At 71.9% G+C, this 26,821-nt stretch carries 29 protein-coding genes; 7 read left to right on the top strand and 22 right to left on the bottom strand.

From position 1 onward, the window contains the following. Positions 1-66 precede the first annotated feature (66 nt). Positions 67-882: a thioredoxin domain-containing protein gene (locus tag BM419_RS11340; RefSeq protein WP_244540754.1), complete on the top strand. Its 816-nt coding sequence runs from the start codon at positions 67-69 to the stop codon at positions 880-882. Between the two features lie 17 nt (positions 883-899). Here the strand turns inward: BM419_RS11340 and BM419_RS11335 are convergent, their stop codons facing one another. Beyond that, a complete protein-coding gene (locus BM419_RS11335) occupies positions 900-1,106 on the bottom strand; it encodes a hypothetical protein (RefSeq protein ID WP_020090880.1) in 207 nt (68 codons plus the stop codon). 240 nt (positions 1,107-1,346) lie between these two features. On the opposite strand from BM419_RS11335, the gene BM419_RS11330 reads away from it, so the two are divergent. Continuing rightward, entirely contained in the window at positions 1,347-1,535 is a 189-nt protein-coding gene (locus BM419_RS11330) for a con-10 family general stress protein (protein WP_010683678.1), read from the top strand. Positions 1,536-1,699: 164 nt separating this feature from the next. Here the strand turns inward: BM419_RS11330 and BM419_RS11325 are convergent, their stop codons facing one another. Both BM419_RS11325 and BM419_RS11320 read right to left on the bottom strand, forming a co-directional pair. Beyond that, positions 1,700-1,963: a hypothetical protein gene (locus BM419_RS11325; RefSeq protein WP_020090882.1), complete on the bottom strand. Its 264-nt coding sequence runs from the start codon at positions 1,961-1,963 to the stop codon at positions 1,700-1,702. A gap of 576 nt (positions 1,964-2,539) precedes the next feature. After that, positions 2,540-3,343 carry a response regulator gene (locus BM419_RS11320; protein WP_012321915.1) on the bottom strand — a complete coding sequence of 268 codons (804 nt, stop codon included), beginning with the start codon at positions 3,341-3,343 and terminating at the stop codon, positions 2,540-2,542. A 174-nt stretch (positions 3,344-3,517) separates the two neighbouring features. Between BM419_RS11320 and BM419_RS11315 the strand changes: the two genes are divergently transcribed. Continuing rightward, the gene (locus BM419_RS11315; RefSeq protein ID WP_234081943.1) at positions 3,518-3,856 is read left to right on the top strand and encodes a NepR family anti-sigma factor; all 339 of its coding nucleotides are present in this window, start codon (positions 3,518-3,520) and stop codon (positions 3,854-3,856) included. A gap of 148 nt (positions 3,857-4,004) precedes the next feature. On the opposite strand, the gene BM419_RS11310 is transcribed toward BM419_RS11315, so the two are convergent. Continuing rightward, positions 4,005-4,181, bottom strand: a complete 177-nt coding sequence (locus BM419_RS11310) for a DUF1328 domain-containing protein (protein ID WP_007568853.1) — start codon at positions 4,179-4,181, stop codon at positions 4,005-4,007. A gap of 205 nt (positions 4,182-4,386) precedes the next feature. Here BM419_RS11310 and BM419_RS32355 point away from each other — a divergent pair, with 205 nt between their 5' ends. Both BM419_RS32355 and BM419_RS11305 read left to right on the top strand, forming a co-directional pair. Beyond that, positions 4,387-4,563 (top strand): hypothetical protein, encoded by a 177-nt coding sequence (locus BM419_RS32355; RefSeq protein ID WP_020090884.1) that lies wholly within the window; start codon positions 4,387-4,389, stop codon positions 4,561-4,563. A gap of 227 nt (positions 4,564-4,790) precedes the next feature. Next, positions 4,791-5,711 carry an MBL fold metallo-hydrolase gene (locus BM419_RS11305; protein WP_091926483.1) on the top strand — a complete coding sequence of 307 codons (921 nt, stop codon included), beginning with the start codon at positions 4,791-4,793 and terminating at the stop codon, positions 5,709-5,711. A gap of 13 nt (positions 5,712-5,724) precedes the next feature. Here the strand turns inward: BM419_RS11305 and BM419_RS11300 are convergent, their stop codons facing one another. Both BM419_RS11300 and BM419_RS11295 read right to left on the bottom strand, forming a co-directional pair. Next, the gene (locus BM419_RS11300; RefSeq protein ID WP_056527687.1) at positions 5,725-6,504 is read right to left on the bottom strand and encodes a DUF1499 domain-containing protein; all 780 of its coding nucleotides are present in this window, start codon (positions 6,502-6,504) and stop codon (positions 5,725-5,727) included. 67 nt (positions 6,505-6,571) lie between these two features. After that, positions 6,572-8,407: an AsmA family protein gene (locus tag BM419_RS11295; protein WP_244540753.1), complete on the bottom strand. Its 1,836-nt coding sequence runs from the start codon at positions 8,405-8,407 to the stop codon at positions 6,572-6,574. A gap of 304 nt (positions 8,408-8,711) precedes the next feature. On the opposite strand from BM419_RS11295, the gene BM419_RS11290 reads away from it, so the two are divergent. Together BM419_RS11290 and BM419_RS11285 are read left to right on the top strand one after the other, a co-directional pair. After that, a complete protein-coding gene (locus BM419_RS11290) occupies positions 8,712-9,452 on the top strand; it encodes a CoA transferase subunit A (protein WP_091926482.1) in 741 nt (246 codons plus the stop codon). A 24-nt stretch (positions 9,453-9,476) separates the two neighbouring features. Further along, positions 9,477-10,139, top strand: a complete 663-nt coding sequence (locus BM419_RS11285; RefSeq protein ID WP_091926481.1) for a 3-oxoacid CoA-transferase subunit B — start codon at positions 9,477-9,479, stop codon at positions 10,137-10,139. A gap of 360 nt (positions 10,140-10,499) precedes the next feature. On the opposite strand, the gene BM419_RS11280 is transcribed toward BM419_RS11285, so the two are convergent. The 16 genes from BM419_RS11280 to BM419_RS11205 all read right to left on the bottom strand — a co-directional run bounded on the left by BM419_RS11280 (position 10,500) and on the right by BM419_RS11205 (position 26,790). Next, complete coding sequence (locus BM419_RS11280) at positions 10,500-10,793, bottom strand: formate dehydrogenase subunit delta (protein WP_020090890.1); 294 nt, start codon at positions 10,791-10,793, stop codon at positions 10,500-10,502. Positions 10,794-10,802: 9 nt separating this feature from the next. Next, the gene (gene fdhF / locus BM419_RS11275) at positions 10,803-13,664 is read right to left on the bottom strand and encodes a formate dehydrogenase subunit alpha (protein WP_091926480.1); all 2,862 of its coding nucleotides are present in this window, start codon (positions 13,662-13,664) and stop codon (positions 10,803-10,805) included. A gap of 10 nt (positions 13,665-13,674) precedes the next feature. Continuing rightward, on the bottom strand, positions 13,675-15,234 hold the full coding sequence (locus BM419_RS11270) for a formate dehydrogenase beta subunit (RefSeq protein ID WP_091926479.1): 1,560 nt from the start codon (positions 15,232-15,234) through the stop codon (positions 13,675-13,677). Beyond that, on the bottom strand, positions 15,231-15,704 hold the full coding sequence (locus BM419_RS11265; RefSeq protein ID WP_010684574.1) for a formate dehydrogenase subunit gamma: 474 nt from the start codon (positions 15,702-15,704) through the stop codon (positions 15,231-15,233). Before BM419_RS11265 ends, BM419_RS11270 begins: the two co-directional genes overlap by 4 nt. A 399-nt stretch (positions 15,705-16,103) precedes the next feature. Continuing rightward, complete coding sequence (locus BM419_RS11260) at positions 16,104-16,760, bottom strand: glutathione S-transferase family protein (RefSeq protein ID WP_020090894.1); 657 nt, start codon at positions 16,758-16,760, stop codon at positions 16,104-16,106. Between the two features lie 96 nt (positions 16,761-16,856). Then, positions 16,857-17,321, bottom strand: coding sequence for a cytochrome c-type biogenesis protein (locus tag BM419_RS11255; protein ID WP_020090895.1), 465 nt, complete (start codon positions 17,319-17,321; stop codon positions 16,857-16,859). Next, positions 17,321-19,321: a heme lyase CcmF/NrfE family subunit gene (locus BM419_RS11250; protein WP_091926478.1), complete on the bottom strand. Its 2,001-nt coding sequence runs from the start codon at positions 19,319-19,321 to the stop codon at positions 17,321-17,323. Before BM419_RS11250 ends, BM419_RS11255 begins: the two co-directional genes overlap by 1 nt. Positions 19,322-19,331: 10 nt before the next feature. Further along, a complete protein-coding gene (ccmE, locus tag BM419_RS11245; protein ID WP_020090897.1) occupies positions 19,332-19,844 on the bottom strand; it encodes a cytochrome c maturation protein CcmE in 513 nt (170 codons plus the stop codon). Positions 19,845-20,058: 214 nt separating this feature from the next. Next, positions 20,059-21,546, bottom strand: a complete 1,488-nt coding sequence (gene ccmI / locus BM419_RS11240; RefSeq protein ID WP_091926477.1) for a c-type cytochrome biogenesis protein CcmI — start codon at positions 21,544-21,546, stop codon at positions 20,059-20,061. A gap of 199 nt (positions 21,547-21,745) precedes the next feature. Continuing rightward, positions 21,746-23,164, bottom strand: a complete 1,419-nt coding sequence (locus BM419_RS11235) for an ATP-binding protein (RefSeq protein ID WP_056527609.1) — start codon at positions 23,162-23,164, stop codon at positions 21,746-21,748. 15 nt (positions 23,165-23,179) lie between these two features. Further along, on the bottom strand, positions 23,180-24,340 hold the full coding sequence (locus tag BM419_RS11230) for a 2-methylaconitate cis-trans isomerase PrpF family protein (protein ID WP_091926476.1): 1,161 nt from the start codon (positions 24,338-24,340) through the stop codon (positions 23,180-23,182). Next, positions 24,337-25,014, bottom strand: a complete 678-nt coding sequence (locus BM419_RS11225) for a response regulator transcription factor (protein WP_012321897.1) — start codon at positions 25,012-25,014, stop codon at positions 24,337-24,339. The genes BM419_RS11230 and BM419_RS11225 overlap by 4 nt, the downstream gene beginning before the upstream one ends. A gap of 35 nt (positions 25,015-25,049) precedes the next feature. Beyond that, positions 25,050-25,421 carry a PepSY domain-containing protein gene (locus BM419_RS11220; RefSeq protein ID WP_020090901.1) on the bottom strand — a complete coding sequence of 124 codons (372 nt, stop codon included), beginning with the start codon at positions 25,419-25,421 and terminating at the stop codon, positions 25,050-25,052. A gap of 197 nt (positions 25,422-25,618) precedes the next feature. Continuing rightward, the gene (locus tag BM419_RS11215; protein WP_091926475.1) at positions 25,619-25,855 is read right to left on the bottom strand and encodes a hypothetical protein; all 237 of its coding nucleotides are present in this window, start codon (positions 25,853-25,855) and stop codon (positions 25,619-25,621) included. Between the two features lies 1 nt (position 25,856). After that, complete coding sequence (locus BM419_RS11210) at positions 25,857-26,201, bottom strand: hypothetical protein (RefSeq protein ID WP_091926474.1); 345 nt, start codon at positions 26,199-26,201, stop codon at positions 25,857-25,859. Positions 26,202-26,256: 55 nt separating this feature from the next. Next, entirely contained in the window at positions 26,257-26,790 is a 534-nt protein-coding gene (locus BM419_RS11205) for a hypothetical protein (protein WP_091926473.1), read from the bottom strand. Between the last annotated feature and the right edge of the window lie 31 nt (positions 26,791-26,821).

The following is a 26,821-nucleotide window of genomic DNA, read 5'->3' as shown; positions in this document are numbered from 1 at the left end:
GACGGGTCTCACGCCCAGGACGGCGGGGCCGGACGGGCCCGCTTATCCATGCGGTTCGTCAGGCACTTGTCCAGCCCCGCGCCTTACGCAACCTGTCGGTGTGGTCTCGGCGCCCTCCTGGCACTGTGCCTCGTCCTGTCACCGGAGCCGGCAGCGGCCCGCCTCGTCCAGGCCGACCTCGCCCGCGTCGCGGTCGCGCCGCCCCCGGGTGCCCGGGCCCCGCTCGACCTCGCCGCCACCGACGCGCGCACCGACCGGCCGACCACCCTCGGGCAGGCCCTGGGCGGCCGCGCGGCCCTTCTGCTGCCGGTGGATTACACCTGCGGGAATGTCTGCGACCCCATGCTGTCTCTGTCGGTGGACGCGCTGGCGGCCACCGGCCTGCCGATCGACGACTACGCACTCGTGCTGGTCGGGATCGATCCCCGCGACGACGCCGCGGCCGCCCGGCGCATGCTGGCGGAGACGCTCGGGGATCGGGCGGGATCCGTCCGGCCCCGGGCGCTCATCGTGTCGGACGCCGCGCTCGCGCGCCTCACCGGCGCGCTGGGCTATGAAGCTGTCTACGATGCCGGGACCGACAGCTTCGCGCATCCCGCGGCGGCGCTTCTCCTCGCCGCCGACGGCCGAGTAGCCCGTGCGCTGTCGCCCCTGGCGCTGACCGGGCGCGACCTGCGCCTCGCCCTGACGGAAGCCGGCGAGGGCCGGGTCGGCAGCATCGCCGACCGGCTCACCCTGCTCTGCTACGGCTACGATGCCGCGCGCGGCGTCTACACGCCCCTCATCCAGCGGATCCTGACGGTGGCCGGGATCGTCACGATCCTGGCGATCGCCCTTCTCGTCGCGGGCCTGACGCGCCTCGCGCACCGGCGCCGGACCTGAGAACGCCCTCGCCCGGCTCAGCGCTTCGTCGAGAGCCCCTGTCCCCCGGGAGGGGGCGCGTCGCGCTTGAGACTGGCATTCAGGTGCGGCGAATCCGTCGGCTCCTCGCGGGTGGTCGGGGTGGCGGAATCTTCCGGCGCCGGCATCGGCGGCAGCGGCGGCGTGTTGGGCTGCGTGGCCTGTGCCCCCGGAGCGGCATCCTTGACCATGTTGCGGTTCGTCATGCGCGAAAACCCTTCTCTCGTGCCGTGAGGCCGCGCCGTCCGCCCGGGACGAGTCGCCGGGCCTCCGGGCCTGTCGGACCCGACCCGGACTTCAACCAAGGTCGAATGTCGACCAACGCGGCACACAAGTCGGGGTTGCTGCCAAGCTTAGCTGTCGGAAGCTTGAGCAGGTCTCGGGACAGGAACCTTGGTTATTGCTGAAGGTTGTTGCGGGGTGAAGCGAAGCCTGAGGAGGAACTGATGGCGTCCGGAAATTCGACCTCGAAGCGAGGCTTTGCCTCGATGGACCTGGAGCGGCAGCGCGAGATCGCCAGCAAGGGCGGCCGCAGCGTTCCGGCCGAGAAGCGCTCCTTCTCGCAGGACCGTGAGCTCGCCTCGTCCGCCGGCCGCAAGGGCGGTCAGTCCACGGGGACCGGCCGGGCCGAGTGAGGCCGCTGCCGTTCCGTACCGCGTAGCGGCGCCGCGTCCCTCGGGACGGGCGCCGTTTTCGTTTCAAGTTTAGGCCGCGGATCGCGATCCAGGGCCGATCCACACAGCAGAAGGCCCCGCCGAGACGGCGGGGCCTTCTGATTTCCAGTCCTTGTCGGCGCCGATCAGGAAATGCAGCGGCCGGGGGTCATGCGGCGCGCCTCGGGACCGACCAGGGAGCTCAGCGCCGCTTCGCACCCCTCGCGCATGCGCCGCGGCGGCTGCCGCAGGATCGGCTTGATCTCCAGATCCTGCGCCTCGCCGGCAACCGGGGCGTTCCGGCTGTCGAGGCGCTGCACCCCCGCCACCCGCGTCGGGCTGATCGACAGCGACACGGGTCGCATCCCGGGCAGCGGCGCCGAAATGGTCTGCGCGGTCGGGACCGGCATCGTCCACCGATCCGCCGTGTCGCGAACCACCGGCTGGACCAGAACGGTGAGAAGAGCCGCAGGAGCACTCACGCCCAGGATGAAACCAGACCGCAGCATCGCCCCGACCTCATTGCGAGAGCTTGACAGGATGTTCGTACAACGCGCCCTGCAATCGCAGGTTCCTAGACTGTCTCGTGTCTACGAAGCCTGAGTATTCGAACGCAGCTCGGCTGTTGGTGCGGCGGCGCACGCCCGCTATCCACAGCCCCGGTTCGTTGCAGAAAAAGCACGCCTCACGAAAAAGCGCCCATTCTGGAACCTCCCGCGCCGGCACCCGTTCTCTGAGCACCCGGCCACCTGGTCCTCCCCGCATTCCCCTTGTGCATCGGCCGGAACCTTCGCGACGGGCTGGAGCTCTCTCCGGCCCGTTTTTTTGTGCGCGGCGACCGACGAGGGCACGCGGACCAACAACGAAAAAGCCCCGGCGTGAGCCGGGGCTTTTTCGTTGTCGCAACTCTCCGTCGCGGACACCCCGGGTCACTCCCGGGGGCGAACCGCCAAGCCTGACCTCAGGCCGGATCTCAGGCCGTCAGCTCAGGCTGTCTTGGCTTCCCGCCGACGGGCGGTCTGCTGGAAGAACAGCGCCTGGCTGATCACCGCCGAGACGTTGGCGGGCTGGAACGGCTTGGCGATCAGGAACGCTGGCTCGGGCCGCTCACCGGTGAGGAAGCGCTCGGGATAGGCGGTGATGAAGATCACCGGCACCTCGAAGGATTTCAGGAGGTCGTTCACGGCGTCGAGGCCGGAGGAGCCGTCGGCGAGCTGGATGTCGGCCAGGATCAGGCCGGGGCGCTTGCCCTCGCCGGCGATCTTGATCGCTTCGGTGCGGGTGCGGGCGACGCCGATGACGTTGTGGCCGAGACCCTCGACCAGCGCCTCCAGATCCATCGCGATCAGGGGCTCGTCCTCGATGATGAGGATCTCGGTCGCCATGTCGGCGGCGAGCTCCCGACCGGCCTCGTCCACGAGGTCGCGAACCTCGGACACGTCGACGCCCAGAATGATCGCCGCGTCCTCCTCGGAGAAGCCCTCGAGGCAGGAGAGCAGGAAGGCCTGGCGCGGCAGCGGGGTGATCTGGCCGAGGCGGACCTCCGCCGGCAGGTCGTGCTGGACCTGCTCGCTGCGGCCGTTGACCGAGAGCGAGTTCCAGATCCGCGTGAAGACGCGGAACAGGTCGGCCTTGATGTTGGTGCTGCGACCGAGCGTGTCCGGCTCGTTGACGAGGGTCTCCAGGGTGGCGGCGACGTACGCGTCACCCGCCACTTGGCTACCCGTGAGCGCGCGCGCGTAGCGGCGCAGGTACGGCAGGTGCTGTACCACGAGTTGCGATGTCGACATTCGATCCCCTGTGCCTCGCCGTGTTGCCCGGCCGCGAACGCCTCGATCCGTCACCGAGGGCCTGCCGGGGCCGGCTTTCTGTCCTGCGCAGCCTACCGCCCAACGCGGAGGCCCGCACTCCGTTCCACCCCCCAGCGGAACCGATGCCGGCGCGCAGGCGTTGCCGGCGCAGCCATGGCGTATGTCGAGCCGCAGCACAATGCGGCCGGGCCGACTTCGGCAACAAGGGGCGTGTTGATGGTGGACCAGGGAAAGGAGGCCGGTCTTCGCGCGCGCGATCCGCACGTCGAGACCGCTTCGGATCGCTTGTCGGAGTCCGAGAACAGCTCCGGCGGTACGGCCGCTTCCGACCCGTCCGACCGCTCCAGGAGCAAGGGCGGCCTCAGCGATCAGACCCGGAACCGCATCGCCGCGCAGCTGCGCGCGATGTACGACACGGTCACGCAGCAGCCCGTACCCGATCGCTTCGCCGAACTGATCGCCAAGCTCGACAGCGCCGACCGCAAGGCCTGAAACCGCTCGTCCCGTCACCGGGACAATCCACCCCTGCAACGGCGCGATGGCAGCGCCGCGATGGAAAAAGCCGCCGCCCTGCGGCGACGGCTCTTCCGTGGGTCCGTGCGCCGGCCCGCTGAACGGGGCCGGCCGCTCCGGCCCTCGGTCAAAGTGTCGGCGAACGGCCCCGCATCAGGCCGACGACGGCCGAGATGGCGAACAGGACGATCGCTACGAAGAAGACCAGCTTGGCCGCCTCCATGGCGGTGCCGGCGATGCCGCCGAACCCAAGCAGAGCGGCCACGAGAGCGACGACGAGAAAAGTTACGGCCCAACCGAGCATGGTTCGTATCCTTAGAAAGTACCAACGCGGGCGGGCCGCGTCGTTCTGAACACGAAAACGCCAAGGTTTCGCTCCGGTTCCGCCCCCATCGCGAAGTCCTGTGAGTCCCCGCGGGCGCGAGCGCCGGCCGCGACATGGGGTGACGGAACGAGACAGGGGCGCTAGCGTTCGAAGATAGGTCTTAAGGCTCGATCCGGGATTTGCGATGCTGCAATCTGCCAAGAGTGCCGTTCGATCGAAGGCCGCCGCGATGGCGGCGCGGGTGACCGAGATCGTCGACAGGGCCGGCGACGCCCTGCGCGCGGCCGCGCTCGGTCTCATGCCGGCACCGGCGCCCGTACCGGTCCGCGTGCGCGCACGCGGACCGCGCCGGCAGGACTGATCGCGGGACGCGCGCGACCCCGGAGCGGACGCGACCCCGTCCGCGTCCCTCACAGGCGCCGGACAGCATCACCCCTGCGTCAGGATCACCGGCAGGACAGCGGGCAGGTCCTGCCGCCACCCCAGAATGCCTCGCACCGCGGCCTCGCATCCCCTAGGCCTTGAGGGCGATTGCCACGCGGCCGCGAACCGTCCAAGGAACCGCCGTATCGATCGCACGGGATCGCGATGGCGGACACCGACGAGACCACCCTGACCTTCGATCCGTCGATGCCTCCGGCCGGCCGGCTGGACCGGGTCGCGCCACTGATCCGCCGGCGGGTCGCGCCGAACGGAGGCCCGTTCACGGCGAGCGGCACCTGCACCTACGTGGTGGGCCAGGATCGCGTCGCGGTGATCGATCCGGGCCCGGACGATCCGGCCCATGTCGAGGCGCTGCTTCGGGATCTCGGCACCGAGCGGGTCGAGGCCATCGTGGTCACCCACACCCATCGGGATCACTCGCCCGGAGCAAGGCTGCTCGCCGCGCGCACCGGCGCGCCGATCGTCGGATGCGCGCCGCACAGGGCCGCGCGGGCCCTGTCGGAAGCGGAGACCCCGATGCTCGACGCGAGCGCCGACCGGGCGCACGCGCCGGAACGGATCATGGTGGAGGGCGACGCCGTGTCCGGCCCGGGCTGGACCCTCGTGGCCGTCGAGACCCCCGGGCACACGATGAACCATCTCGCCTTCGCGCTGCCGGAGGCGCGGGCGCTGTTCTCGGGCGACCACGTCATGGCATGGTCGACCACGATCGTGGCGCCGCCCGACGGCGCGATGCGGGCCTACATGGACTCCCTCGACAAGCTGCGCGGGCGCGACGAGACGGTCTACTGGCCGGGCCATGGCGGACCGGTGCGCGAGCCCGCCCGGTTCCTCCGCGGGCTCGCCGGGCATCGCCGCCAGCGCGAGGCGGCGATCCGCGCGCGGCTGGCCGCCGGCGACGGGCGGATCGCCGACATCGTCGCTGCGATCTACCAGGGGCTCGATCCCCGGCTCCGCGGCGCGGCGGCGCTGTCGGTCTTCGCCCACCTGGAGGATCTGGTCGGACGTGGGCTCGCGTCCTGCGACGGCGCCCCCCGCCTCGACGGCACCTACGCGCCGGCCTGAGAGGCGCGGCGGCTCACTTCACCGCGAGAGCGAGGTTGGCGACGTCGTCGAGATAGGCCCGGATCCGGTCGGCATTGCTGCCGAAATCGCGGCCGCCGAGCCGCGAGGCCGAGCGCACGTCGATCCGCGCCCCGTCGGCGCGGGGACGGATGCGCACGGTGACATCGTCCGGCAGGTTGAGGATCAGCCCCCGCGCCACGGCCTCGATCCGGCCGTTGCCGGTCCGGCCGCCCGGCCGGATCGCCTCGACGATCTGCCAGTGCCGCTTCAGGGCGGCCTGCCGCGCGAGTTCGAAGGCCTCGTCGGCGCCGATATCGAGTGTCAGCGGCGCGATCTGCGGGTAGGCGCCGCGCTGGCTCTCGCGCGCAGCCGGGCTCGGGTCCGCCGGATAGCGTCCGCCGCGGGCCGCGAAGGCCGCCCGCGAGCGCGAGAAGGCCGGCGGATTGTCGATGTCGGTGGTGATGTCCGAGAGGGCGGGAAGACGCAGGCCGCGCAGGCCCAGGAAGGCGGGGTAGCCGAGAACCGCCAGCGCCAGGATCAATCCGGCGAGGGCTGCCCCGAGACCGCGGGCGCCCTCGCGCCAGACCCGCACGAAGGCGAAGATCGCGGCCGCGGCCGCCAGCAGCGCGACGCCGAGCCCGGCCACGAGCGCCACGAGGGCGGCGTCCGTGTCGGAGCGCGGATCCCGGACGAGGACCAGGGCGATCCCGGTGGCGATGACGGAGAACACGGCGAGCCGCCGGGCCAGCGGCCCCGCACGGGTCACGGGTTCCTCGATGAGCAGGCGGCGCATGGGGATCATGAAGGCGTTCGAGGCCCGATCTTAGAGCTTGGCCGGAGCCGGCGCCATGGCGCCGCGGTCACGGCGCGTACGCGCGGGCGTTGCCGGGCAGGCCGAGCGTGGCCGGCAGTTTGAGCGGGTCGGGGAGCATCGCGCCCCCGTACCGGCCGACCGGGTCGGGGATCTCGCTGTGCGCGACCGTCTGAGCCGTCAGGGCGCTCCAGGGCCCGGTCACCGCGAACAGGATCCCGCGGGAGGAATCGCCGGGCGGACGCAGGACGAGGTCGCCCTTGGCATCGAGCCGACGCTCCGGCAGCGAGACTTGGCCGTGCAGGGTCGCCCCGACGCTCGGCCCCAGGAGACCCGACTCGGCGATCTCGCCCACGCCGTCGGCGAAGCGCAGCGTCACCACGGCCCGTTCGAAGGCCGTCCGGCCGTTGCGGCGCGCCAGGGCGCCGGACGCCACCGCGCCGTTGCGGTGGATGACGTCGGCGAGGTCGAGGCCCGCGATGGCACCACCGTCCATGGCGAGCGTGGCCCGGCCATTCAGGTGCGCCAGCAATCCGACCGTGTCCCGGGCCCTGGATTCGAGGGCGAAATGCCCCTGCACGGGCCCCACCACCCAGCGGGCCGCGCCGATCTCGCCGAGCAGCGCGCCGAGGTCGACGCGGTCGAGGCTTCCCTGCGTGCGCAGTTCGGTCGCGGCCGGATCGGACCCGCTCGTCAGGTTGACGCGCCCCTTGAACGTGCCGTCCTGGATCCGGGCCCGGTTCACCGCGACCTCCAGGGCGGCCTCCCGCACCAGGACGCTCGCCGCCAGATCCTGCACCCGGACGGCGCCGGCGCGCCCCTCGGCCGCCGACAGGCGCAGGTCGAGGTCACCGCGCGTGAAGGGCGCCAGGGCGATCGACGCGGGCGCGGGGTCGAGGAGCCGCGACAGATCCGCGACGAGAGGCGTGAGATCGAGCGTCTCGGCCGCCAGGGTCGCCTGCACCGAGAGGCGCGGCGCCTTGCCGGGCCCGAACGCGACGGCGCCGGCCCCCTCGAGCACGTTCTGACCCAGGCCGATGCGCAGGCTCGGCCACGAGACGGACCGCTCGCCCGTCTCGAACCGGCCGTCGACCGAGAAGGCACCGGCGAGCGGCGCCAGCGGCATATCGCGGCCGATCCAGGCCAAGCTCTCCGGCAGGGATCGCGTCTCGAACCGGACCTGCCCGGACATGACGGGCAGCGCGCCCCCCTCCGCCGGCGGCGCCACCGTTCCGTCCGCCGCGAGGCGGCCGTCCGGCCACGTGATCTCCGCGGTGAACGGGCTCCCGCGGCGCTGGGCCATCTCGGCCGGACGCAGGTGGCTGAGGGCGATCCGGGTCGGCACGCCGCGCCAGATGAGGCTGGCGCGGCCCTCGGCGGCCTTGCCCCAGAGCGGCCACGCGATGTCGAGGTCGATGTCCCGGGCCGTGTCGCCGGCGGCGAGGCGCGCGTCGCGCACGACGATCCGGCGCGGCCGGGCCGTCTCGCCGGATTGGGCCTGCTCGGCGAGGCGCGCGAGGGGGGCGTCCCAGCCGGCGGGGTCGTCCGACAGCCGAGCGCCCTCCAGGCGGAGGCCGCTCACCGCGGCGCGGCCGCCGAGGAGGCTCAGCGGGTCGAGATCAATGGTCAGACGGCCCTCATCCGCCAGGACCGGGCCGTCGGAACCGGCAGCGAGCCGGACGCGGTCGAGGGTCAGGCGCGGCCAGGGCAGCACCGCGAGGCGCGCGGGCCCCCGCAGCGTCAGCCCGAGTCCGTAGGCGTCGAAGGCGCGGCGGGCGAAGGCCGTGGCCCGGCCATCCTCCAGGGGCCAGTCGCGCAGGCCGAGGCCGGCCGCGATCAGGCTCCCGAGAGCGAGGATGAAGATCGGGCGGCGCAGCGACATCATGCTCCGAGAGGGCGGCGGCTGTGGCCGGAAGCCGGGCGCCGCGCCGGCCCCTCGGGCTGCCACGGCCCGGCAGGGTCTGCACGTCGAGTGGGCAACTTAGCGTCCCCGGCCGGTTTTGTCTGCCGCGCCCGCGCAGGGCCGCCCTGCCCTCCCCAGCGCAGTGCCGGTTACGGATCGCCCGGGACCGCGCCGGCCGGTGCGGTGCACCACTGGATTTCGCGCGCGGAATCGGGAAGAGCAGGCGCGAGGACACGCGCGTCCCGAGGTTTCGGCCGGTCGGGTCCGGCGGGAAAAGGACGGTTCGATGAAGAAGGTCTACACGGATGCCGCCGCGGCCCTGGCCGGCCTCCTGCGCGACGACATGATGGTGATGTGCGGCGGCTTCGGCCTCTGCGGCATCCCCGACGAGCTGATCGAGGCGGTGCGCCTCTCCGGCGTCAAGGGCCTCACCGTCGTGTCGAACAATGCCGGCATCGACGGGGTGGGTCTCGGCAAGCTCCTGGACACCCGCCAGGTCGCCAAGATGATCTCGTCCTACGTGGGCGAGAACAAGGAGTTCGCCCGGCAGTACCTCGGCGGTGAGCTGGAGATCGAGTTCAACCCGCAGGGCACGCTGGCCGAGCGGATCCGCGCCGGCGGCGCCGGCATCCCGGCCTTCTTCACCAAGACCGGCGTCGGCACCAAGGTCGCCGAGGGCAAGGAAGTCCGCGAGTTCGACGGCGAGCAATACGTCATGGAGCGCGGCCTGTTCGCCGACCTCGCCCTGGTCCACGCCCACACGGGCGACACCGAGGGGAACCTGCGCTACCGGATGACCGCGCGCAACTTCAACCCGATGATGGCGACTGCCGCCAAGATGACCGTGGCGCAGGTCGAGCACCTCGTGAAGCCGGGCAAGATCGATCCGGACACGATCCACACGCCCGGCATCTTCGTGAAGCGCATCATCGACGTCGGGCAGCGCGACAAGCGCATCGAGCAGCGCACCACGCGCAAGCGCGGCGACAGCACCCCGGCCGCGGCGGCCGGCGGCGGCACGCACTGATCGGACGGGAAGGGAGCGAGAACGATGGCCTGGACCCGCGAGCAGATGGCGGCGCGCGCCGCCAAGGAGCTGGAGGACGGCTTCTACGTGAATCTCGGCATCGGCATCCCGACGCTGGTGTCGAACTTCATCCCCGAGGGCATGTCGGTGCAGCTCCAGTCGGAGAACGGCATGCTGGGCATGGGCCCCTTCCCCTACGAGGGTGAGGAGGACCCGGACCTGATCAACGCCGGCAAGCAGACGATCACCGCTCTGCCGACGACGAGCTACTTCTCCTCGGCGGATTCCTTCGGGATGATCCGCGGCGGTCACATCAACCTGTCGATCCTCGGCGCCATGCAGGTGGCCGGCAACGGCGACCTCGCCAACTGGATGATCCCCGGCAAGATGGTGAAGGGGATGGGCGGCGCCATGGACCTCGTGGCCGGCGTGAAGCGCGTGGTCGTGGTGATGGAGCACGTCGCCAAGAACAAGGACGGCACCGAGAGCCCGAAGCTGCTCAAGGCCTGCGACCTGCCGCTCACCGGCACGCAGGTGGTCGACCTGGTGATCACCGATCTCGGCGTGTTCGAGATCGACAAGAAGGGCGACGGCGGCATGAGACTCATCGAGCTCGCCGACGGCGTCACCGAGGACGAGATCCGCGGCAAGACCGAGGCCGACTTCACCGTCGCCCTGAAGAACTGACGTCTCGGGGCCCGGCGGCCGGCGTCGCCGGCCCGCCGGGCGGGAGACGGCCGGGCACCCGACTGTCCCGCGGTGCCGCCGCTCACCGCCTTTCCACATCGACTCAGGCAGTTTCCGGTTCAGACGGCGCGCTCCGTCGTCACGAGCGCAGCGAAGTGACCCAGGGTCGCGCCATCGTGCAGAGTGTGGCGCTGCTGGATTGCTTCGCTCCGCTCGCGAGGATGGCGGAACCGGTCGGTGACCCGGAAACCGCATCGAACGCCAGGCACCCCCGCTCCCAGTCGGGACAGGGGTGCTTCGCGTGACTGCGCGCCGGCCAGGCGTGGCGTGGGCTGTGGGTCCCGCCCGGCCTCGGGCGGCTCAGCCCGCGTCGCTGGCGCCCGCGCCCGCGAGTTGCGGATCCCGGGTCGCGGGTCGCACCGGGCTGTCGGCCGCCGGTTCCTCGCCCTGCAGCGCCCGCCGCACGTAGCCGTCGACCCGGTCGCCCTGCTCCGGCAAGGCGGCCTCGAGATGCGCGATCATCTTGGGCGTCCAGAACGCCTTGATGTGCTTCTGGATCCCGGCCACCGCCTCCTCCTCCGGGTAGGACCGGAAGAAGGTCGCGATCTGGTTGGCCATGCGGACGAGCTTGTCCGCCTGCGTCACGGCGCTCATCGGGTACTCTTACTCTGCCGCGTCGAGGGTCTGGGCGATCCGGGTCAGGGAGAAGTCCTCCTCGTAGAACTTCGCCTGCCAGTCGGAGGGCCGGTTGGTCCGCCGGACCTGCACCGCCGTCACCTTGTACTCGGGGCAGTTGGTCGCCCAGTCCGAGTAGTCGGTGGTGATGACGTTGGCGCCGGTCTTGGCGTGGTGGAAGGTCGTGTAGACCACACCGGGCTGCATCCGCTCGGAGACCTTGGCCTTCAGGGCGATGTCGCCGGAGCGGCTCTCCAGGGCGACGAGGTCGCCGTCGACGATGCCGCGCAGCTCCGCGTCGAACGGGTGGATCTCCAGCACGTCCTCCTCGTGCCAGCGCGAGTTCTCGGTGCGCCGGGTCTGCGCGCCGACATTGTACTGGGACAGGATCCGGCCCGTGGTCAGGATCAGCGGGAACTTCGCCCCCGTCCGCTCCTCGGTGGCCACGAACTCGGTGATCATGAACCGGCCCTTGCCGCGGACGAACCGGTCCACGTGCATCATCGGCGTGCCGAGCGGCGCCTTCTCGTTGCAGGGCCACTGCACCGAGCCGAGCTCGTCGAGCTTGGCATAGGACACGCCGGTGAAGCTCGGGGTGAGCGAGGCGATCTCGTCCATGATCTCGGACGGGTGATTGTAGTTCATGGGGTAGCCGAGGGCATTGGAGAGCAGCACCGTGCCCTCCCAGTCGCCGTAGCCGCCCATCGGGGCCATGACCTTGCGGACCCGCGAGATGCGGCGCTCGGCGTTGGTGAAGGTCCCGTCCTTCTCCAGGAACGAGGCGCCCGGCAGGAAGACGTGGGCGTACTTGGCGGTCTCGTTCAGGAACAGGTCCTGGACGACGATGCACTCCATCGCCATCAGGCCCGAGGTCACGTGGTGCGTGTCGGGATCCGACTGGGCGATGTCCTCACCCTGGATGTACATGCCCTTGAACGTGCCCTCGACGGCCTCGTCCAGCATGTTGGTGATGCGCAGGCCCGGCGCGTTGTCGAGCTTGGCGCCCCAGAGGGCCTCGAAGCTCTCGCGGGTGGCGTCGTCCGAGACGTGGCGGTAGCCCGTCAGCTCGTGCGGGAACGAGCCCATGTCGCAGGAGCCCTGCACGTTGTTCTGGCCGCGCAGCGGGTTCACGCCGGCGCCGAGCTTGCCGATGTTGCCGGTGGCCATGGCGATGTTGGCCATGCCCATGACCATCGTCGAGCCCTGGCTGTGCTCGGTGACGCCCAGCCCGTAGTAGATGCCGGCCGCGCCGCCCTTGGCGTAGAGCCGGGCCGCCCCGCGGACCTGCTCGGGGTCGAGGCCGGTGAAGGACTGCTGGTTCTCCGGGGAGTGGCGCTCGTCGGCGATGAACCGGGCCCAGGACTCGAACTCGGCGAGGTCGCAGCGCTCGCGGACATAGGCCTCGTCGATCAGCCCCTCGGTGACGATCACGTGCGCCAGCGAGTTGATGAAGGCGACGTTGGAGCCGGGCTTCAGCGGCAGGTGGAAGTCCGCCTTGATGTGGGGCGACTTCACGAGGTCGATCTTGCGCGGATCGGCGACGATCAGCTTGGCGCCCTCGCGCAGCCGCTTCTTCATGCGCGAGCCGAAGACCGGGTGGCCGTCGGTCGGGTTGGCGCCGATCACCAGGATCACGTCGGACTTCTCGACCGACTTGAAGTCCTGGGTGCCGGCCGAGGTGCCGAGCGTCGACATCAGGCCGTAGCCGGTCGGCGAGTGGCAGACGCGGGCGCAGGTGTCGACGTTGTTGTTGCCGAAGGCGGCGCGCACGAGCTTCTGGACGAGGTAGGCCTCCTCGTTGGTGCAGCGCGACGAGGTGATGCCGCCGACCGAATCCTTGCCGTACTTGGCCTGGATCCGCTTGAACTCGGAGGCCGCGCGGTCGATCGCCTCCTCCCAGGACACCTCGCGCCACGGATCCGTGATCTTCTCGCGGATCATCGGCTTGGTGATGCGGTCCTTGTGGGTGGCGTAGCCGTAGGCGAAGCGGCCCTTCACGCAGCTATGGCCCTCGTTGGCCTTGCCGCCCTTGTACGGAACCATGCGGACGACGCGCTCGCCCTGCATCTCGGCCTTGAACGAGCAGCCGACGCCGCAATACGCGCAGGTCGTGACCTCCGCGTGCTCGGGCTGGCCGAACTCGTGGATCGACTTTTCCTGGAGCGTCGCGGTCGGGCAGGCCTGGACGCAGGCGCCGCAGGAAACGCACTCGGACTCGAAGAAATTGGTCGGGCCGGCGGCCACGCGGCTGTCGAAGCCGCGGCCCGCGATGGTCAGCGCGAAGGTGCCCTGCACCTCTTCGCACGCCCGGACGCAGCGGTTGCAGACGATGCACTTCGACGGGTCGTAGGTGAAGTACGGGTTCGACTCGTCCTTCGGCAGGTACTTCTCGGAGCTCGGCCGGACGTGGTTGTCGCCCTCGTAGCCGTAGCGCACGTCGCGCAGGCCGACGACGCCCGCCTGGGTCTGCAGCTCGCAGTCACCGTTCGCCGCGCAGGTCAGGCAGTCGAGGGGATGGTCGGAGATGTAGAGCTCCATCACGCCCTTGCGGAGCTTGGCGAGCTTCTCGTTCTGCGTGTGCACCACCATGCCGTTCTCGGCCGGGGTCGTGCAGGAGGCCGGGGTGCCGCGCCGGCCGTCGATCTCCACGAGACAGAGGCGGCAGGAGCCGAACGGCTCCAGCGAGTCGGTGGCGCAGAGCTTCGGGATCTGCGTCCCGGCCTGCATCGCCGCCGCCATCACCGAGGTGCCGGCCGGCACCGTCACCGACATGCCGTCGATCGTCAGCGTCACCGTCTGCTCGCTGACGCGGATCGGCGTGCCGTAGTCGATCTCCTTGATCAGGCCCATCGACGTCTCCTCACTCGGCCGCGGCCGGCAGATCGCCGGCGCGCCTGAAATCCTCGGGGAAATGGGTGATCGCGCTCATCACCGCCATGGGCGTCAGCCCGCCCATGGCGCAGAGCGATCCGTCGGTCATGACCTCGCAGAGATCCTCGACCAGCTTGAGATTCGCGTCCGGCCGGATGCCGGCGATCACCTTGTCCATGGTCTCGACGCCGCGGGTCGCGCCGACGCGGCAGGGGGTGCATTTGCCGCAGGACTCTGTGGCGCAGAACTCGAAGGCGAAGCGGGCCTGGGAGGCCATGTCGACGGTGTCGTCGAACACCACGATGCCGCCGTGGCCGACGAGGCCCTTCTTGGCCGCCATCGCCTCGTAGTCGAGGGGCGTGTCGAGGAGATGGTCGGGGAAGTAGGCCCCGAGCGGCCCGCCGACCTGCACGGCCCGGACCGGCCGGCCCGAACGGGTGCCGCCGCCGAAATCCTCGATCACCTGCCGGAGAGTGATGCCGAAGGCCATCTCGATCAGGCCGCCGTGCTTGACGTTGCCGGCAAGCTGGATCGGCAGGGTGCCGAGCGACCGCCCCATGCCGTAATCGGCGTAGGCCCTGGCGCCGTTCTCCAGGATCCACGGCACGGCCGTGAAGGTCATGACGTTGTTGACCAGCGTCGGCTTGCCCAGGAAGCCCTTGAGCGCGGGGATCGGCGGCTTCGCCCGCACGATGCCGCGCTTGCCCTCCAGGCTCTCCAGCAGCGAGGTCTCCTCGCCGCAGATGTAGGCGCCGGCGCCGAGGCGCACTTCCAGGTGGAAGGTTTTGCCCGAGCCCAGGATGTTGTCGCCGAGCACGCCGGCCGTCACGCCGTTGGCGATCGCCTCCTTGAGGGTGGCGAAGGCCTGCGGGTACTCGGAGCGGAGGTAGATGTAACCGCGGGTGGCGCCGGTCGCGACGCCCGCGATGGTCATGCCCTCAATGAGGTTGAAGGGGTCGCCCTCCATCATCATCCGGTCGGCGAAGGTCCCGGAATCGCCCTCGTCGGCATTGCAGACCACGTATTTCTGGTCCGCCTTGGCGAGCATCACGGTGTTCCACTTGATGCCGGCCGGGAAGCCGGCACCGCCCCGGCCGCGCAGGCCGGAATCGCGTACCGCCGCCACGATGCCTTCGGCATCGAGCTTCAGGGCGGCCTCGAGGCCGCGGTAGCCGCCATGGGCCCGGTAATCGTCCACGGAGACTGGGTCGACCACGCCGCAGCGGTGGAAGGTCAGGCGCTGCTGCCGGGCGAGGTAGGGGATCTTCTCCGGATCGCCGAGGCGCAGGGCGTGGTCGCCGCCCGTGGTCAGGCCGGCATCCAGCAGGGCATCGACGTCCTCGACCGTCACCGGCCCGTAGGCGACGCGCCCCTCGGGGGTGCCGACCTCGACCATCGGCTCCAGCCAGAACAGGCCGCGGGAGCCGGTGCGGACGATGGTGACGTCCAGGCCGCGGCGCTCGGCGCCGGCGAAGAGGGCGCGGGCAACCTTGTTGGCGCCGAGCCCGAGGGCGACGGCGTCGCGCGGAACGTAGAGCGTGACGCTCACTGGCGCACCTCCGTCAGGGCAGCTTCGAGGGCGTCGGCGGTCAGGTGCGCGACGGGCTCACCGTCCACCAGCGCGGCGGGGCCGTTGGCGCAGAGGCCGAGGCAGTAGACCGGCTCAACCGTGGCGCTGCCGTCGGCGGTGGTCTCGTGCCAGCCGCAGCCGAGGCGGCCCAGGATCTCGCGGTGCAGCTTGTCCGAGCCCATGGCCTGGCAGGCCTCGGCCCGGCACAGCTTCACCTCGTGGCGGCCGGCGGGGTGCGCCCGGAAGTCGTGGTAGAAGGTGATGCAGCCGTGGACTTCGGCGCGCGACAGGTTCAGCGCGTCCGCGATCAGCGGCACGGCACCGGAATCCACGTAGCCGAAGGTTTCCTGCAGCGCGTGCAGGATCGGCAGCGTGGCCCCCTCGAGATGGGTGTGCTCGGCGATGATCCCGGATGCGCGCTCCGCGCTCCAGGGCTCGTGACGCGCCATGGTTTCCAGCCCAGTCTGTTCCTGTTCTAATGCGAAGAGGAACAGAAATGCCGAATGGCATCAATCGCGCTGTCCGGTCGGGCGACAAAGGACGTTTGTCGAGCTGTAACGCGCAGGCCTGAGGAGCGGAGCCAGTTCGTTAACCTGTTGCCGCAGCGCGATTTTTCAAATCCGATCGGCAGTCAGGATTTGTCGCGTGCGTCGCAACATAAATTTGTGCCCTGCAAGAAATTGCATTCCGCCACGTCGGGTCCGGAACGTCCGCTCAGAGCCCTCCGTCCTTGCGGGCGGAGCGAAGCAATCCAGGGCAGCGCGACCTCGGCAAGCGTGGCGCGACTGGATTGCTTCGCTCCGCCCGCAAGGACGGTGGCGGGCTCCAAGACGGCAGCCTCGGCCGCGTCAGAACTCCATCTCGAGTTCCTCGATCTCGTCCGGCTCATCGGCGGCGGCTTCCGCCCACTCGACCATCAGCGGCCAGTGCAGGATCGTGTCGCGGTAGGCGGCGGCGCGGGGCGGCAGCGCGACGTCGTAGGTGCGGAAGCGGGTGCAGACCGGGGCGAACATCGCGTCGGCGAGGCACGGCCGCGCGCCGAACAGGTACGGCCCCTCGTAGCGGTCCAGGCAATCGTCGAAGATCGTGACGATGCGCTCGATATCGGCCTTGGCACCGTTGAACACGCGGAAATCGGGGTGGAAGGCGCGCAGGTTCATCGGCAGCGCCGAGCGCAGATTGACGAAGCCGGAATGCATCTCCCCCGAGATCGACCGGCAATGGGCGCGCTCCGCCACGTTGCCGGGCAGGAAGCCGGCCTCCGGGAAGGTCTCGGCGAGATACTCGGCGATCGCCAGCGTGTCCCAGACGACCACGTCGCCGTGGCGCAGGCGGGGCACCAGGAACGAGGGCGACAGGTGCAGCAGCTCCGCCCGGGTGGTGGCGTCGGTGCCGGACAGGACCTCCGTCCGGAAGTCGAGCCCGGCCATCCGGCAGATCAGCCAGCCCCGCAGGGACCACGAGGAGTAGTTGCGGCTCGAGATGGTGAGCGTAGCGGCCGTCATCGTCCTGCCCCGGGCGCGTCGCCGATCGTGCGGTCTGCGAGGCCCGATCCAAGACTCGTGCCGAACGGGGCGGGCGAATCGCTTCCGGCGGCGATTCTACTCCCGTCGCAGCAGCGCCGCGACCTCCGCCTGCTCCGCGGCCGACAGGTTCCGGGCCGGCGCGGGCGGACGGCGGCGCGCGAGGCGCCAGATGCCGAGCCCGCCGAGCAGGACCGCGAGCACCGGGGTCAGCCACAGCAGCAGGGTGTGCAGCGCGAAGACCGGGCGCAGCAGCACGAACTCGCCGTAGCGGGCCACGACGTAGTCGAGCACCGCCGTGTCGCTGTCGCCCTTCTCCAGCCGCTCGCGGACGATCAGGCGCAGGTCCTTGGCGAGCGGCGCGTCGGAATCGTCGATGGACTGGTTCTGGCAGACGAGGCAGCGCAGTTCGGCCGAGATCTCCCGGGCGCGGTGCTCCAGCGCGGGATCCTTCAGCACCTCGTCGGGCTGCACCGCCAGGGCCGGCAGTGACGCCAGCAGGGCGAGTGCGGCCAGCGCCGGGCGGAGCGAACGGCGCGCCATCACTCGGCCGGCACCGCGACCGGGAGCGGCCGCGCCTTCGCCTTGGCGGGGACGCCCACGCGCATCCGCCGGTCCGTGAGCGACAGGCCGCCGCCCAGCGCCATCACCACCGCCCCGAGCCAGATCAGCAGGACCAGCGGCTTGTAGTAGAGGCGCAGGCCGACGCCGCCGTCCTGCCCGATCTCCCCGAGGCTCGCGTAGACCTGGCTGACACCGTTGGTCAGCAGCCCCGATTCCGTCACCGCCATCTTGCGGCTCGGGTAGAAGCGCTTGCCGGTCTCGACCTTCCCGACCTCGTCGCCCCCGCGGGTGCGGATCGTCAGGTAGGCGGCGGCCTCCTCGTAGTTCGGTCCCTTGCGCGGCGCGACCCGGTCCAGGGTCGCCACGTAGGGCCCCGTCGCCAGGCTCTCCCCGGGCTTGAGGGTCGCCAGCCCCTCGGTGGCCCAGCCCTGCGCGGCGATGCCCAGCACCACCACGCCGACCCCGGCATGGGCGATGGCGGTGCCCCAGGCCGAGCGCGGCAAGCCGAGGGCGCGGCGGCCGATCTGTCCGAGGGACCGGGCGCGGCTCGCCCCGTAGCCGCGGGCGCGGGTGACGATCTCCAGGGCGGACCCGATCAGCAGGTAGGCGCCGAGGCCGATCCCGACCGGCGCCAGCACCGGCCCGCCCCAGGTCAGCGCCAGCACCACGAAGCCGACCACCAGGGCGACCGCCAGCGCGGCGAACAGGCGCTGGGCGGCGGCGAGCACGTCGCCGCGCTTCCAGGCCAGCGCCTGCCCCATGGGCACGATCAGCAGCAGCGGGATCGCCAGCGGCACGAAGGTGGAATTGAAGAAGGGCGGCCCGACCGTGATCTTCTCGCCCGTCAGCATCTCGAGCACCAGCGGGTATAGCGTGCCGACCAGCACGGTGGCGCAGGCCGCCACCAGGAACAGGTTGTTGAGGACGAGCGAGCCCTCGCGGGAGATCGGCGCGAACAAGCCCCCCTGCCGCAGCAGCGGCGCCCGCCACGCGAACAGCGTCAGCGAGCCGCCGATGAACAGGATCAGGATCGCCAGGATGAAGACGCCGCGGGTCGGGTCGGTGGCGAAGGAATGCACCGAGGTGATCACGCCCGAGCGGACCAGGAAGGTGCCGATCAGCGAGAGCGAGAAGGTCAGGATGGCGAGCAGCACCGTCCAGACCTTCAGGGCGTCGCGCTTCTCCATCACCACGGTGGAGTGCAGCAGCGCCGTTCCGGCAATCCACGGCATCAGGGAGGCGTTCTCCACTGGGTCCCAGAACCACCAGCCGCCCCAGCCGAGCTCGTAATAGGCCCAGTAGGAGCCCATCGCGATCCCGAGCGTCAGGAAGCACCACGCGGCGAGGGTCCAGGGCCGCACCGCCCGCGCCCAGACGGCGTCGATCCGCCCGTCGATCAGCGCGGCCACCGCGAAGGCGAAGCTGATCGAGAAGCCGACATAGCCGACGTAGAGGAGCGGCGGGTGGACCGCGAGACCCGGATCCTGCAGCAGCGGGTTGAGGTCGTTGCCCTCGAGCGGAGCCGGGATCACCCGGGTGAACGGGTTCGAGGTCGTGATGATGAACAGCACGAACACGAAGGTGATCAGCCCCTGCACGGCCAGGGTGTTGGCCCGCAGCCGCGGCGGCACCGAATTCTTGGCCGCCGCCACGCAGGCGCCGAACAGGGTGAGGATCAGGACCCAGAGGAGCATCGAGCCCTCGTGGTTCCCCCAGACGCCGGAGATCTTGTAGATCAGCGGCTTCTGCGTGTGCGAGTTCTCGACGACGTTCTGGACCGAGAAGTCCGAGGTGACGTGCGCGTAGGTGAGGGCCGCGAAGGCGAAGAGCACGCAGGCGAAGGCGCCGAGCGCCGCCTGCGAGGCGGTCTGGCGCAGGGCCGGATCGCCCGAGCGGGCGGCCCAGATCGGCATCACCACCTGGACGAGGGAGATCGCCAGCGCGAGCGCGAGGGCGAAGTGGCCGGTCTCGACGATCATGCGGGTTCCCTCACCGCTCGCTGCGGGGACCGAGGGTGCTGTCCGCCGCCGCGGTGGCGGGCTTCGGCGCCGGGCCGCCCTTGTTCGGGCCGCCCTCCTGCCAGCGCCCCTGCGCCTTCAGCGCGTCGGCCACCTCGCGGGGCATGTAGGATTCGTCGTGCTTGGCCAGCACCGTGTCGGCGCGGAACTGCCCGCCCGGCTCCAGCACGCCCTCGGCGACCACGCCCTGCCCTTCCCGGAACAGGTCCGGCAGCAGGCCCTTGTAATGGACCTCGACGGTCTCGTTCGTGTCGGTGACGGCGAAATCGACCGTCTGGTCGGGGCCGCGCCTGAGCGAGCCGTCCTTCACCAGCCCGCCGAGCCGCAGGCGCGTGCCCGGGGCGATGGCCTGCTTGGCGATGTCGGTGGGCGAGCGGAAGAACACGATCGAGCCACTCATGGCGTACAGCATCAGCCCCACGGCGAGCGCCAGGACGCTGCCGCAGGCGGCGATCAGGATCAGGCGGCGTTTCTTACGCGTCACGATACTTCCACCCCGCGGTCCGGCGCGCGGAAACCCGCCTCGACCGGAACCGTTCTCATTCTAGTCTTGAGGGTGTCGGCTCCAGGCGCCCGCGGGTCAAGGGCGGGCGTCGGGACCGATTGTCGTACGGGCCGCTCCGCGGAGGCGGGCTCGCGATTTCGTGGCGCCGGGGAACGGGCGCGCCAGGGGTTCGGTGCGTCAGGGGTTCGGTGCGTCAGGGGTTCGGCTTGGCAGGAAGCTCCAGCTCCCGGGCGAGACCGTCGAGCCGCGCCACCGCCTCGCTGTTGGCGGCCAGCGCCATGCGGGCGCGGTCGAGGGCCTTCACCGCCTGGTCGCGCTCGCCCAGCGCGCTGTAGGAGCGCACGAGCCGCATCCACTCGTCCGGCGTGCCGCCCCGCGCGGCGAGGCGGCGGTCGAGTCCCTCGACCATCCCGCGAATCGCCGCCTGCTGCTCCGCCTGCGGCATGGCGCGCACGGCCGCCATCGCGGCCTCCTTCTCGGCCTGGACGCCCGGTCCCGCCCGGCCCGATTCGGCCGGCGCGGGCGCCGCGCCCTCGGCGCCGAGACCCACGGCGCGGGCGCCCTGCTCGACCTGGGCGAGACCCTGCGGGTCGCCCGCGAGGGCCGTGCGCGCCCGGGCCAGGGCGTCGGTCGCCTGCGCGCGCTCGCCGAGGACCATCCGGGACCGGACGAGCCGCAGCCACTCGTCGGGGGTGCCGCCGCCGCTCTTGAGGCGGGCGTCGAGCCCGTCGACCATGCCGCGAATCGCCGCCTGCTGCTCGGCCGGGATCTCCGGAGCGGCCTGGGGCGTCGCGGGCGGGGGCGGCTCGCCCTTGAGGCGGGCGAGGCTCTGCTTGACGATCCCGAGCCACGGGGCGTTCGGCGGGCTGCTGGCCTCGAGCTCGGTGAGCTGGCGGATCGCCTCGCCGGTGTCGCCGGCCTGCTCGGCCGCGCGGGCGAGGTAGAAGCGCGGCTTGGGCGCGTTCGGCTCCTTGGCCTGCGCCTTCTCGAACAGCGCCTTGGCCTCGGGCGACACGGTGCCGTCGCCGGCCGCCGTGAGCGCCTCACCCTGGTCGGCCAGGAGGTCGGCGGTCTCGCCCTTGATCCGCGCGAGGTGGCCGTAGGCGCGGGCGGCGTCGTCGAATCGGCCGGTGCGCATGTAGACCGGGGCGAGCACGGCCCAGCCGCGGGCATCGTTCGGGTCCCGGGCGAGGCGCGCCTCGATCTGCCCGACGGCCTTCATCAGCTCGTCGGCGCCGCCGCGGGCGGCCTGCCGGTCGGCCTCGGTCTGCGCCGGCACCTCGGGCGAGCCGTAGAGCCCGTAGGCGATCAGCGCCACGAGGGGGATGGTGGAGAGCGCGAAGGCCGAGGCGGCGCGCCGGCGGCGCAGGCGCGGCTCGGCCGGGCGCGCGGCCTCGGCGATGCCGGCATCCTCGGCCTCGCGCTGCGCCTCGCGGCTCGACCGGAGCAGGCGGCGCGCCGCCTCGGCCTTGGCGGTCTCGGCCTCGTCGGGGGCGATCAGGCCGCGCTCGAGGTCGCGGTCGATCTCGGCGATCTGATCCTCGTAGAACGCCGTCTCGGTGGCGAGCCCGCTGCCGCCGGCCTCGCCGGTCGGCACGGCGGCGCGCCGCGACATCGGCCAGAGCAGGCCGAGCACGGCCGCCGCGGTCATGGCCGCCAGGATGAACCAGATCGCCGTCATGGACCTTATCGCCAACGGGCCGCACCGGCCCGCCCCTCCCCACGCCCTGTGGAGCCGGCGGCGTGATGCCACGACGCCTCCCGGCGGCGGCTCGGTGTCACGCAACTCTGTTGCGATGACAAGGCCCCGGGCGGAAGCCATGAGGCCGCGTCCCGCCTCCCGGCTCCCACCCCGACGCGCCCGGGCGCGGCCGACGGCCTCAGTGAGCGGCCGTGCCGACCGGCAGGTCCCCCGGCACCTCCAGCACCGCCCGCAGGCCGCCGAGCGCCGCCTGCTCCAGGGTGAAGCGCCCCCGGTACAGGGCGGCGAGGTCGGCCACGATCGACAGGCCGAGTCCCGAGCCGGGCTTCGATTCGTCGAGGCGGCGACCCCGGCCGAGCACGGCCTGCCGGGCCTCCGGCGGCAGGCCCGGACCGTCATCCTCGATGGCGACGACGAGGTGGGGATAATCGTCCTTGCTCACCGCCTCGGCCCGGATCGCCACCCGCCCGTGGGCCCACTTGGACGCGTTGTCGACGAGGTTGCCGACCATCTCCTCGAAATCCTGGCGCTCGCCGCGGAAGCGCAGGCCCGGCGGGACGTGGACGTCGTAGGCGATGTCCTTGTCCCGGTAGATCTTCCCGAAGGTGCGCACGAGGCCGGCGAGCGCCGGCTCGACCTCCGTGGAGGTGCCGAGCGTGCCGGCGAGCGCCGCGGCGCGGGCCCGGTCGAGGTGGTAGTTGACCTGATCGCGCATCACCGCGGCCTGCTCGCGGATCTTCTGCGCGAGTTCCTCGGGGGCGTCGGAGGCCCCGACCTCGTTGACGATGATCGAGAGCGGCGTCTTCAGTGCGTGGGCGAGGTTGCCCACCTGGGTGCGGGCGCGCTCCAAGATCTCGCGGTTGGTCTCGATCAGGAGGTTCACCTCGCCGGTGAGCGGCGCGATGTCGCGGGGATAGGTGCCGGTGATGCGGTCGGCCTCGCCTCGGCGGACGGCACCGAGCGCGGCGCGCATCTTCTTGAGGGGCGCGAGGCCGAAGCGGATCTGCAGCAGCGTGGTGATCGCCAGCGACAGGCCGAGCAGGCCGAAGGTGATGGTCAGCGAGTTCCGGAACCGGTCGACGTCGTTGACGATCTCGTCGGCGGGGCCCGCGACCCGGACCGTGTAGCGGCCCTCCTCGCCGAGATCGACGTCGCGCTCCATGATGCGCAGGAGGCGTCCATCCTGCCCCTTGCCGTAGCCCTGGCGGATCTGCCCGACGCCGACCTTGCCGTCCGAATCCGTCGCGGGCGGGAGCGGCACGCCGACGAGCGAGCGGGAGGTGCGCACGTCGCGCGGCTTCGCGTCGGGCTTGCCGACCTGCCAGTACCAGCCGGACAGGGGTAGGTCGAAGCGCGGGTCGCCGAGCGAGAAGGTCCGGCTCTCGGGGTCGTTGGGCGAGACAAGGTCGGTGGCGAGATTGTTGGCGAAGACGAGGAGGCGGCTGTCGAAGGAGCGCTCGGTGTTCTCGCGGTAGAGGGTCGTGAGGATCCAGGCCGCGATCAGCAGGATCGCGGAGCTCGACAGGAACGCCGACACGGCGAGCCGCACCGCGATGGAGCGGCGGCGCAGGGAGAAGAGGCCGATGAGGTCGATCATGGATGCGTCGGTCGCTCAGACGGGCGGCGGCGCATCGTAGAACACCGCGCCGCGCATCAGCGGGCGCGCCGTGCGGAAGAAGGCGCCGCGCTCGGCCCGCCAGCCGTCGGCCCCGCGGGTCACGGCGGCGTCGGCGGTGAGGATGCCCGACGGCATGCCGACCCGCAGGACCGCTTCGGTGGGGCGCGCGGCCTCGTGGACGAGGCTGCCTTCGAGCCGGGCGGCGACCGCGAGGCACAGGGTGGCGGTGAGCGGCAGCGCCTGGTGCGGCACGCCGTTCGAGATGACCCGGGCGGTCAGGTCGGTCTCGGCGGCGCGGATCGTGGCGCCGGAGAGGCTGCCGGAATCCTGCGGCGGCGCCACGAGGCCGACGAAGGGCACGTGGACGACGCGCGCCGCCGCCTCGAGATCGGGCGCGATGCCCATCGCCACGGAGCCGGCCCGGCGGATCCGCGCCAGCCGGTCGAGGAGGCCCGGCACGGCCTCCAGGGCGGCGGGCAGCTCGGTGCCGGCGAGGCCGAGATCGGCGGCGCGGACGAACACGCAGGCGTTGGCGGCGTCGATCAGCGAGGCCTCGATCGCGCCGAGGCCCGGCACGTCGAGCCGCTGGCGGACGGCGCCGGTCGGGAGAAGCCGGCCGGTCGTGGCGCCGCCGGGATCCAGGAAGTCGAGCTGGATCGGCGCCCCCGTGCCGGTGACGCCGGGGATCGCGAGGTCGCCGCGGTAGACGCTGCGGCCGCCCGCGGCCGCGAAGCCCGCCACGATCAGCTTGCGCGTGTTGGTGTTGAAGATCCGCAGCCGCACCGGGCCGTCCGGGACGTCGACGAGCCCCTCGTCGACCGCGAACGGCCCCACGGCGGCGAGCATGTTGCCGCAATTGCCCGAGAGGTCGATGCGGCCGTCCCGGACCACGACCTGCACGAAGGTGTAGTCGATGTCGGCGTCCGGCCGCGCGGAGCGCTCCACCACGCAGATCTTCGACACCGACGAGACGCCCCCGCCCATGCCGTTGAGCTGCCGCCCGAACGGGTCGGGGCTGTCCATGGCGGAGAGGAAGGCCGGCTCCCAGGCGGCGAGATCCCCCGGCACGTCCCGGCGGTGCAGCATCAGCGCCTTGCTGGTGCCGCCGCGCATGAAGACGGCCGGCAGCGTGCCGGAACGCGCGGCCGCGCTCACATCCGCGCCGGCGGCTGGTTGGGGTCCACGAGGTAGCCGAGGCCGCGCACGGTCTGGATCAGGTCCACCGCGAGCTTCTTGCGCAGGCGGCCCACGAACACCTCGATCGTGTTCGAGTCGCGGTCGAAATCCTGGTCGTAGAGGTGCTCGGTGAGTTCGGCGCGGGACACCACCCGGCCGGTATGGTGCATCAGGTAGGAGAGCAGCCGGTACTCGTGGCTCGTCAGCTTCACCTGGGCGCCGTCGACGAAGACCTTGCCGGAGCGGGTGTCGAGGGTCACCGGCCCGCAGGCGATCTGGCTGGTGGCGTGGCCGGCGGCGCGGCGCAGCAGGGCGCGCACCCGGGCCATCAGCTCCTCCATGTGGAAGGGCTTGGTGACGTAGTCGTCGGCGCCGGCGTCGAAGCCGTCGACCTTGTCGGACCAGCGGTCCCGGGCCGTGAGGATGATCACCGGGGTCTTCACGCCCGCCCGGCGCCACTTCTGCAGCACGGTGACGCCGTCGGCCTTGGGCAGGCCCATGTCGAGGATGATGGCGTCGTAGGGCTCGCTCTCGCCGAGATAGCCGCCCTCCTCGCCGTCATAGGCCTTGTCGGCGACGTAGCCGGCCTCCTCCAGCGCGGCCACGACCTGCCGGTTGATGTCCTTGTCATCCTCCACGACCAGCAGACGCACGGCTCACTCCCCTCCGAAACGGTCCCCGCGCCCGCTCAATACTGTCCCGCCACGGTGCCGGTGCGCGCGTCGACGATCACGTGCACGAAATGCCCGTCGCGGCGCAAGGCGGTGAGCATGTAGACGAGGCCGTCCGCGTGACGGCAGAGGCTCGCCCGCTGGATCTCGGCGCGGGGGATCACCGTCCGGGCCGCGCGGATCGCCGCGACCGGCGGGATCACCCGGCGCTCGCCGACCTCCTCGCGCAGGTCCGCGGGGGACAGGCAGCTCTCGATCCGCAGCGGCGGCTGGCTCGACACCGCGCCCGTCTGAGGGGCCGGCCCGTCGTCGGCCATGGAGCCGAGGCCGCCCGCGGCGAGGGCCGCGGCGGTCAGGCTGATGGCGACGAGGGCGATGGCGTAGCGCATTGGCAGACGATGTGAGCCCAGGGCACTGAATGCGTCCTGAATACGTGGCCGTGCGTCGCCCCCGGCGGTCGTCGGCGGCGGTCCGGACAGTCCCTTCGCGGTCGATTCGGTGGCGGGCGGCATCGTGCGGACATGACGGCCGAGGCGGCGCCCGGTTCCACGCCGCGCGCCGCTTCCCACAGGCGCCGCGGCCGGTCTCACGGTGACGGCGCCGGGGCGGGACCGCAGGCCGCGGCGCGGGCCGGCGGCCCGGCCCGGCCGGTCCCCGCCGGCGCGGCCTGCGCGGCCTGCGCGGCCTGCGCGGCGCCGCCGGACCCCAGCGTCCAGGCAAGCCGGCCGACCGCCGCACCCTCGTGGACGGCGACCGTCACCGCCGCGGCGGCCGCCAAGCCGAGCCACGCCCGGTCGAGAACCCTGTCCCAGAGCAGGCGCATCTCACCCTCCCGTCAGCAGCTTCCAGAGGGCCCGCAGGGCCGGGACATGCGCGGCGAGCCACGCGACCTGGTCGGAGAACCAGTGTGCGGCCGCCGCCGCGGCGACGAAGGCGAGCACCGTCGCGTGCTTGAGCCGGCGCAGGTAGCGGCGCAGCGCGCGGCGCTCGAGATGCGCGTCGACCAGCTCGTCGAGGGCGGCGAGGCGCGGCTCGGACTGCCGGGCGAACCACGCGTGCCAGACGGGCGGGAAGCGGATCGTCCGGGGCCGCCCGCCGAGGGCGACCCCCGCGCCCTCGGCGTCCTGGGGGCGCGCGGATTGCCGTGCCTCGGTGCGGAGGGGCTTCATGGTGACGATCCCTGTTTCGAGGCCCCTCGCGCCGCCGAAGCGGCGAGGCCCGGCCTCAGGCCGGGTGCTTGTCCGCCCCGCGCAGCTGCGCGAGCGCCGGGGCGAGGACGTTGGCGGCGCTCGCCTGCGGATCGAGGGGCAGCGCCCGGAAGATCCGCGCGGCCACGCCCTCGGGGCCGCCCGCCTTCCGCACGACGTGCGCGGGGGCGGTGGCGAGCACGTGCCGGGCGCCGGCGGCCACCACCGCGGCGCCGAGATCGGCGCTGACGGTCCGACCCCGGGCGGCCCCGGCCACGGCGTTCTGGCCGAACTCGGCCCCGGCGCGGATCGCGGCCTCGATCCGGTCGCGGGTGAGCACCGAGGCGGCCCAGGGCGCGACCCGGGCGATGCCGGCGGTGACGGCGGCGGCGGCGAGCGGCACGAGCGCGGCCGTCACCGGCTGGAGCAGGCCGGAGAGCCAGGCGCCCCACGGCAGCAGGCCGGCGACGGGAGTAACGGCGGGCGCGGCACCGCCGGCCGGCGCGGCGAGGGCGGCGAGCGGCAGGCCGGTGACGGCCAGGGCGACGGCCGCCCGGATCGGGTGCATCATCGTGGGACTCCTTCTCAGCGCGCGGCGGACC

It is taken from the genome of Methylobacterium sp. yr668 (genome assembly GCF_900116245.1).
Lineage (GTDB): Bacteria > Pseudomonadota > Alphaproteobacteria > Rhizobiales > Beijerinckiaceae > Methylobacterium.
Note: the sequence above shows the minus strand (reverse complement) of the source record. Positions and strands in the feature narration are given on the sequence as shown.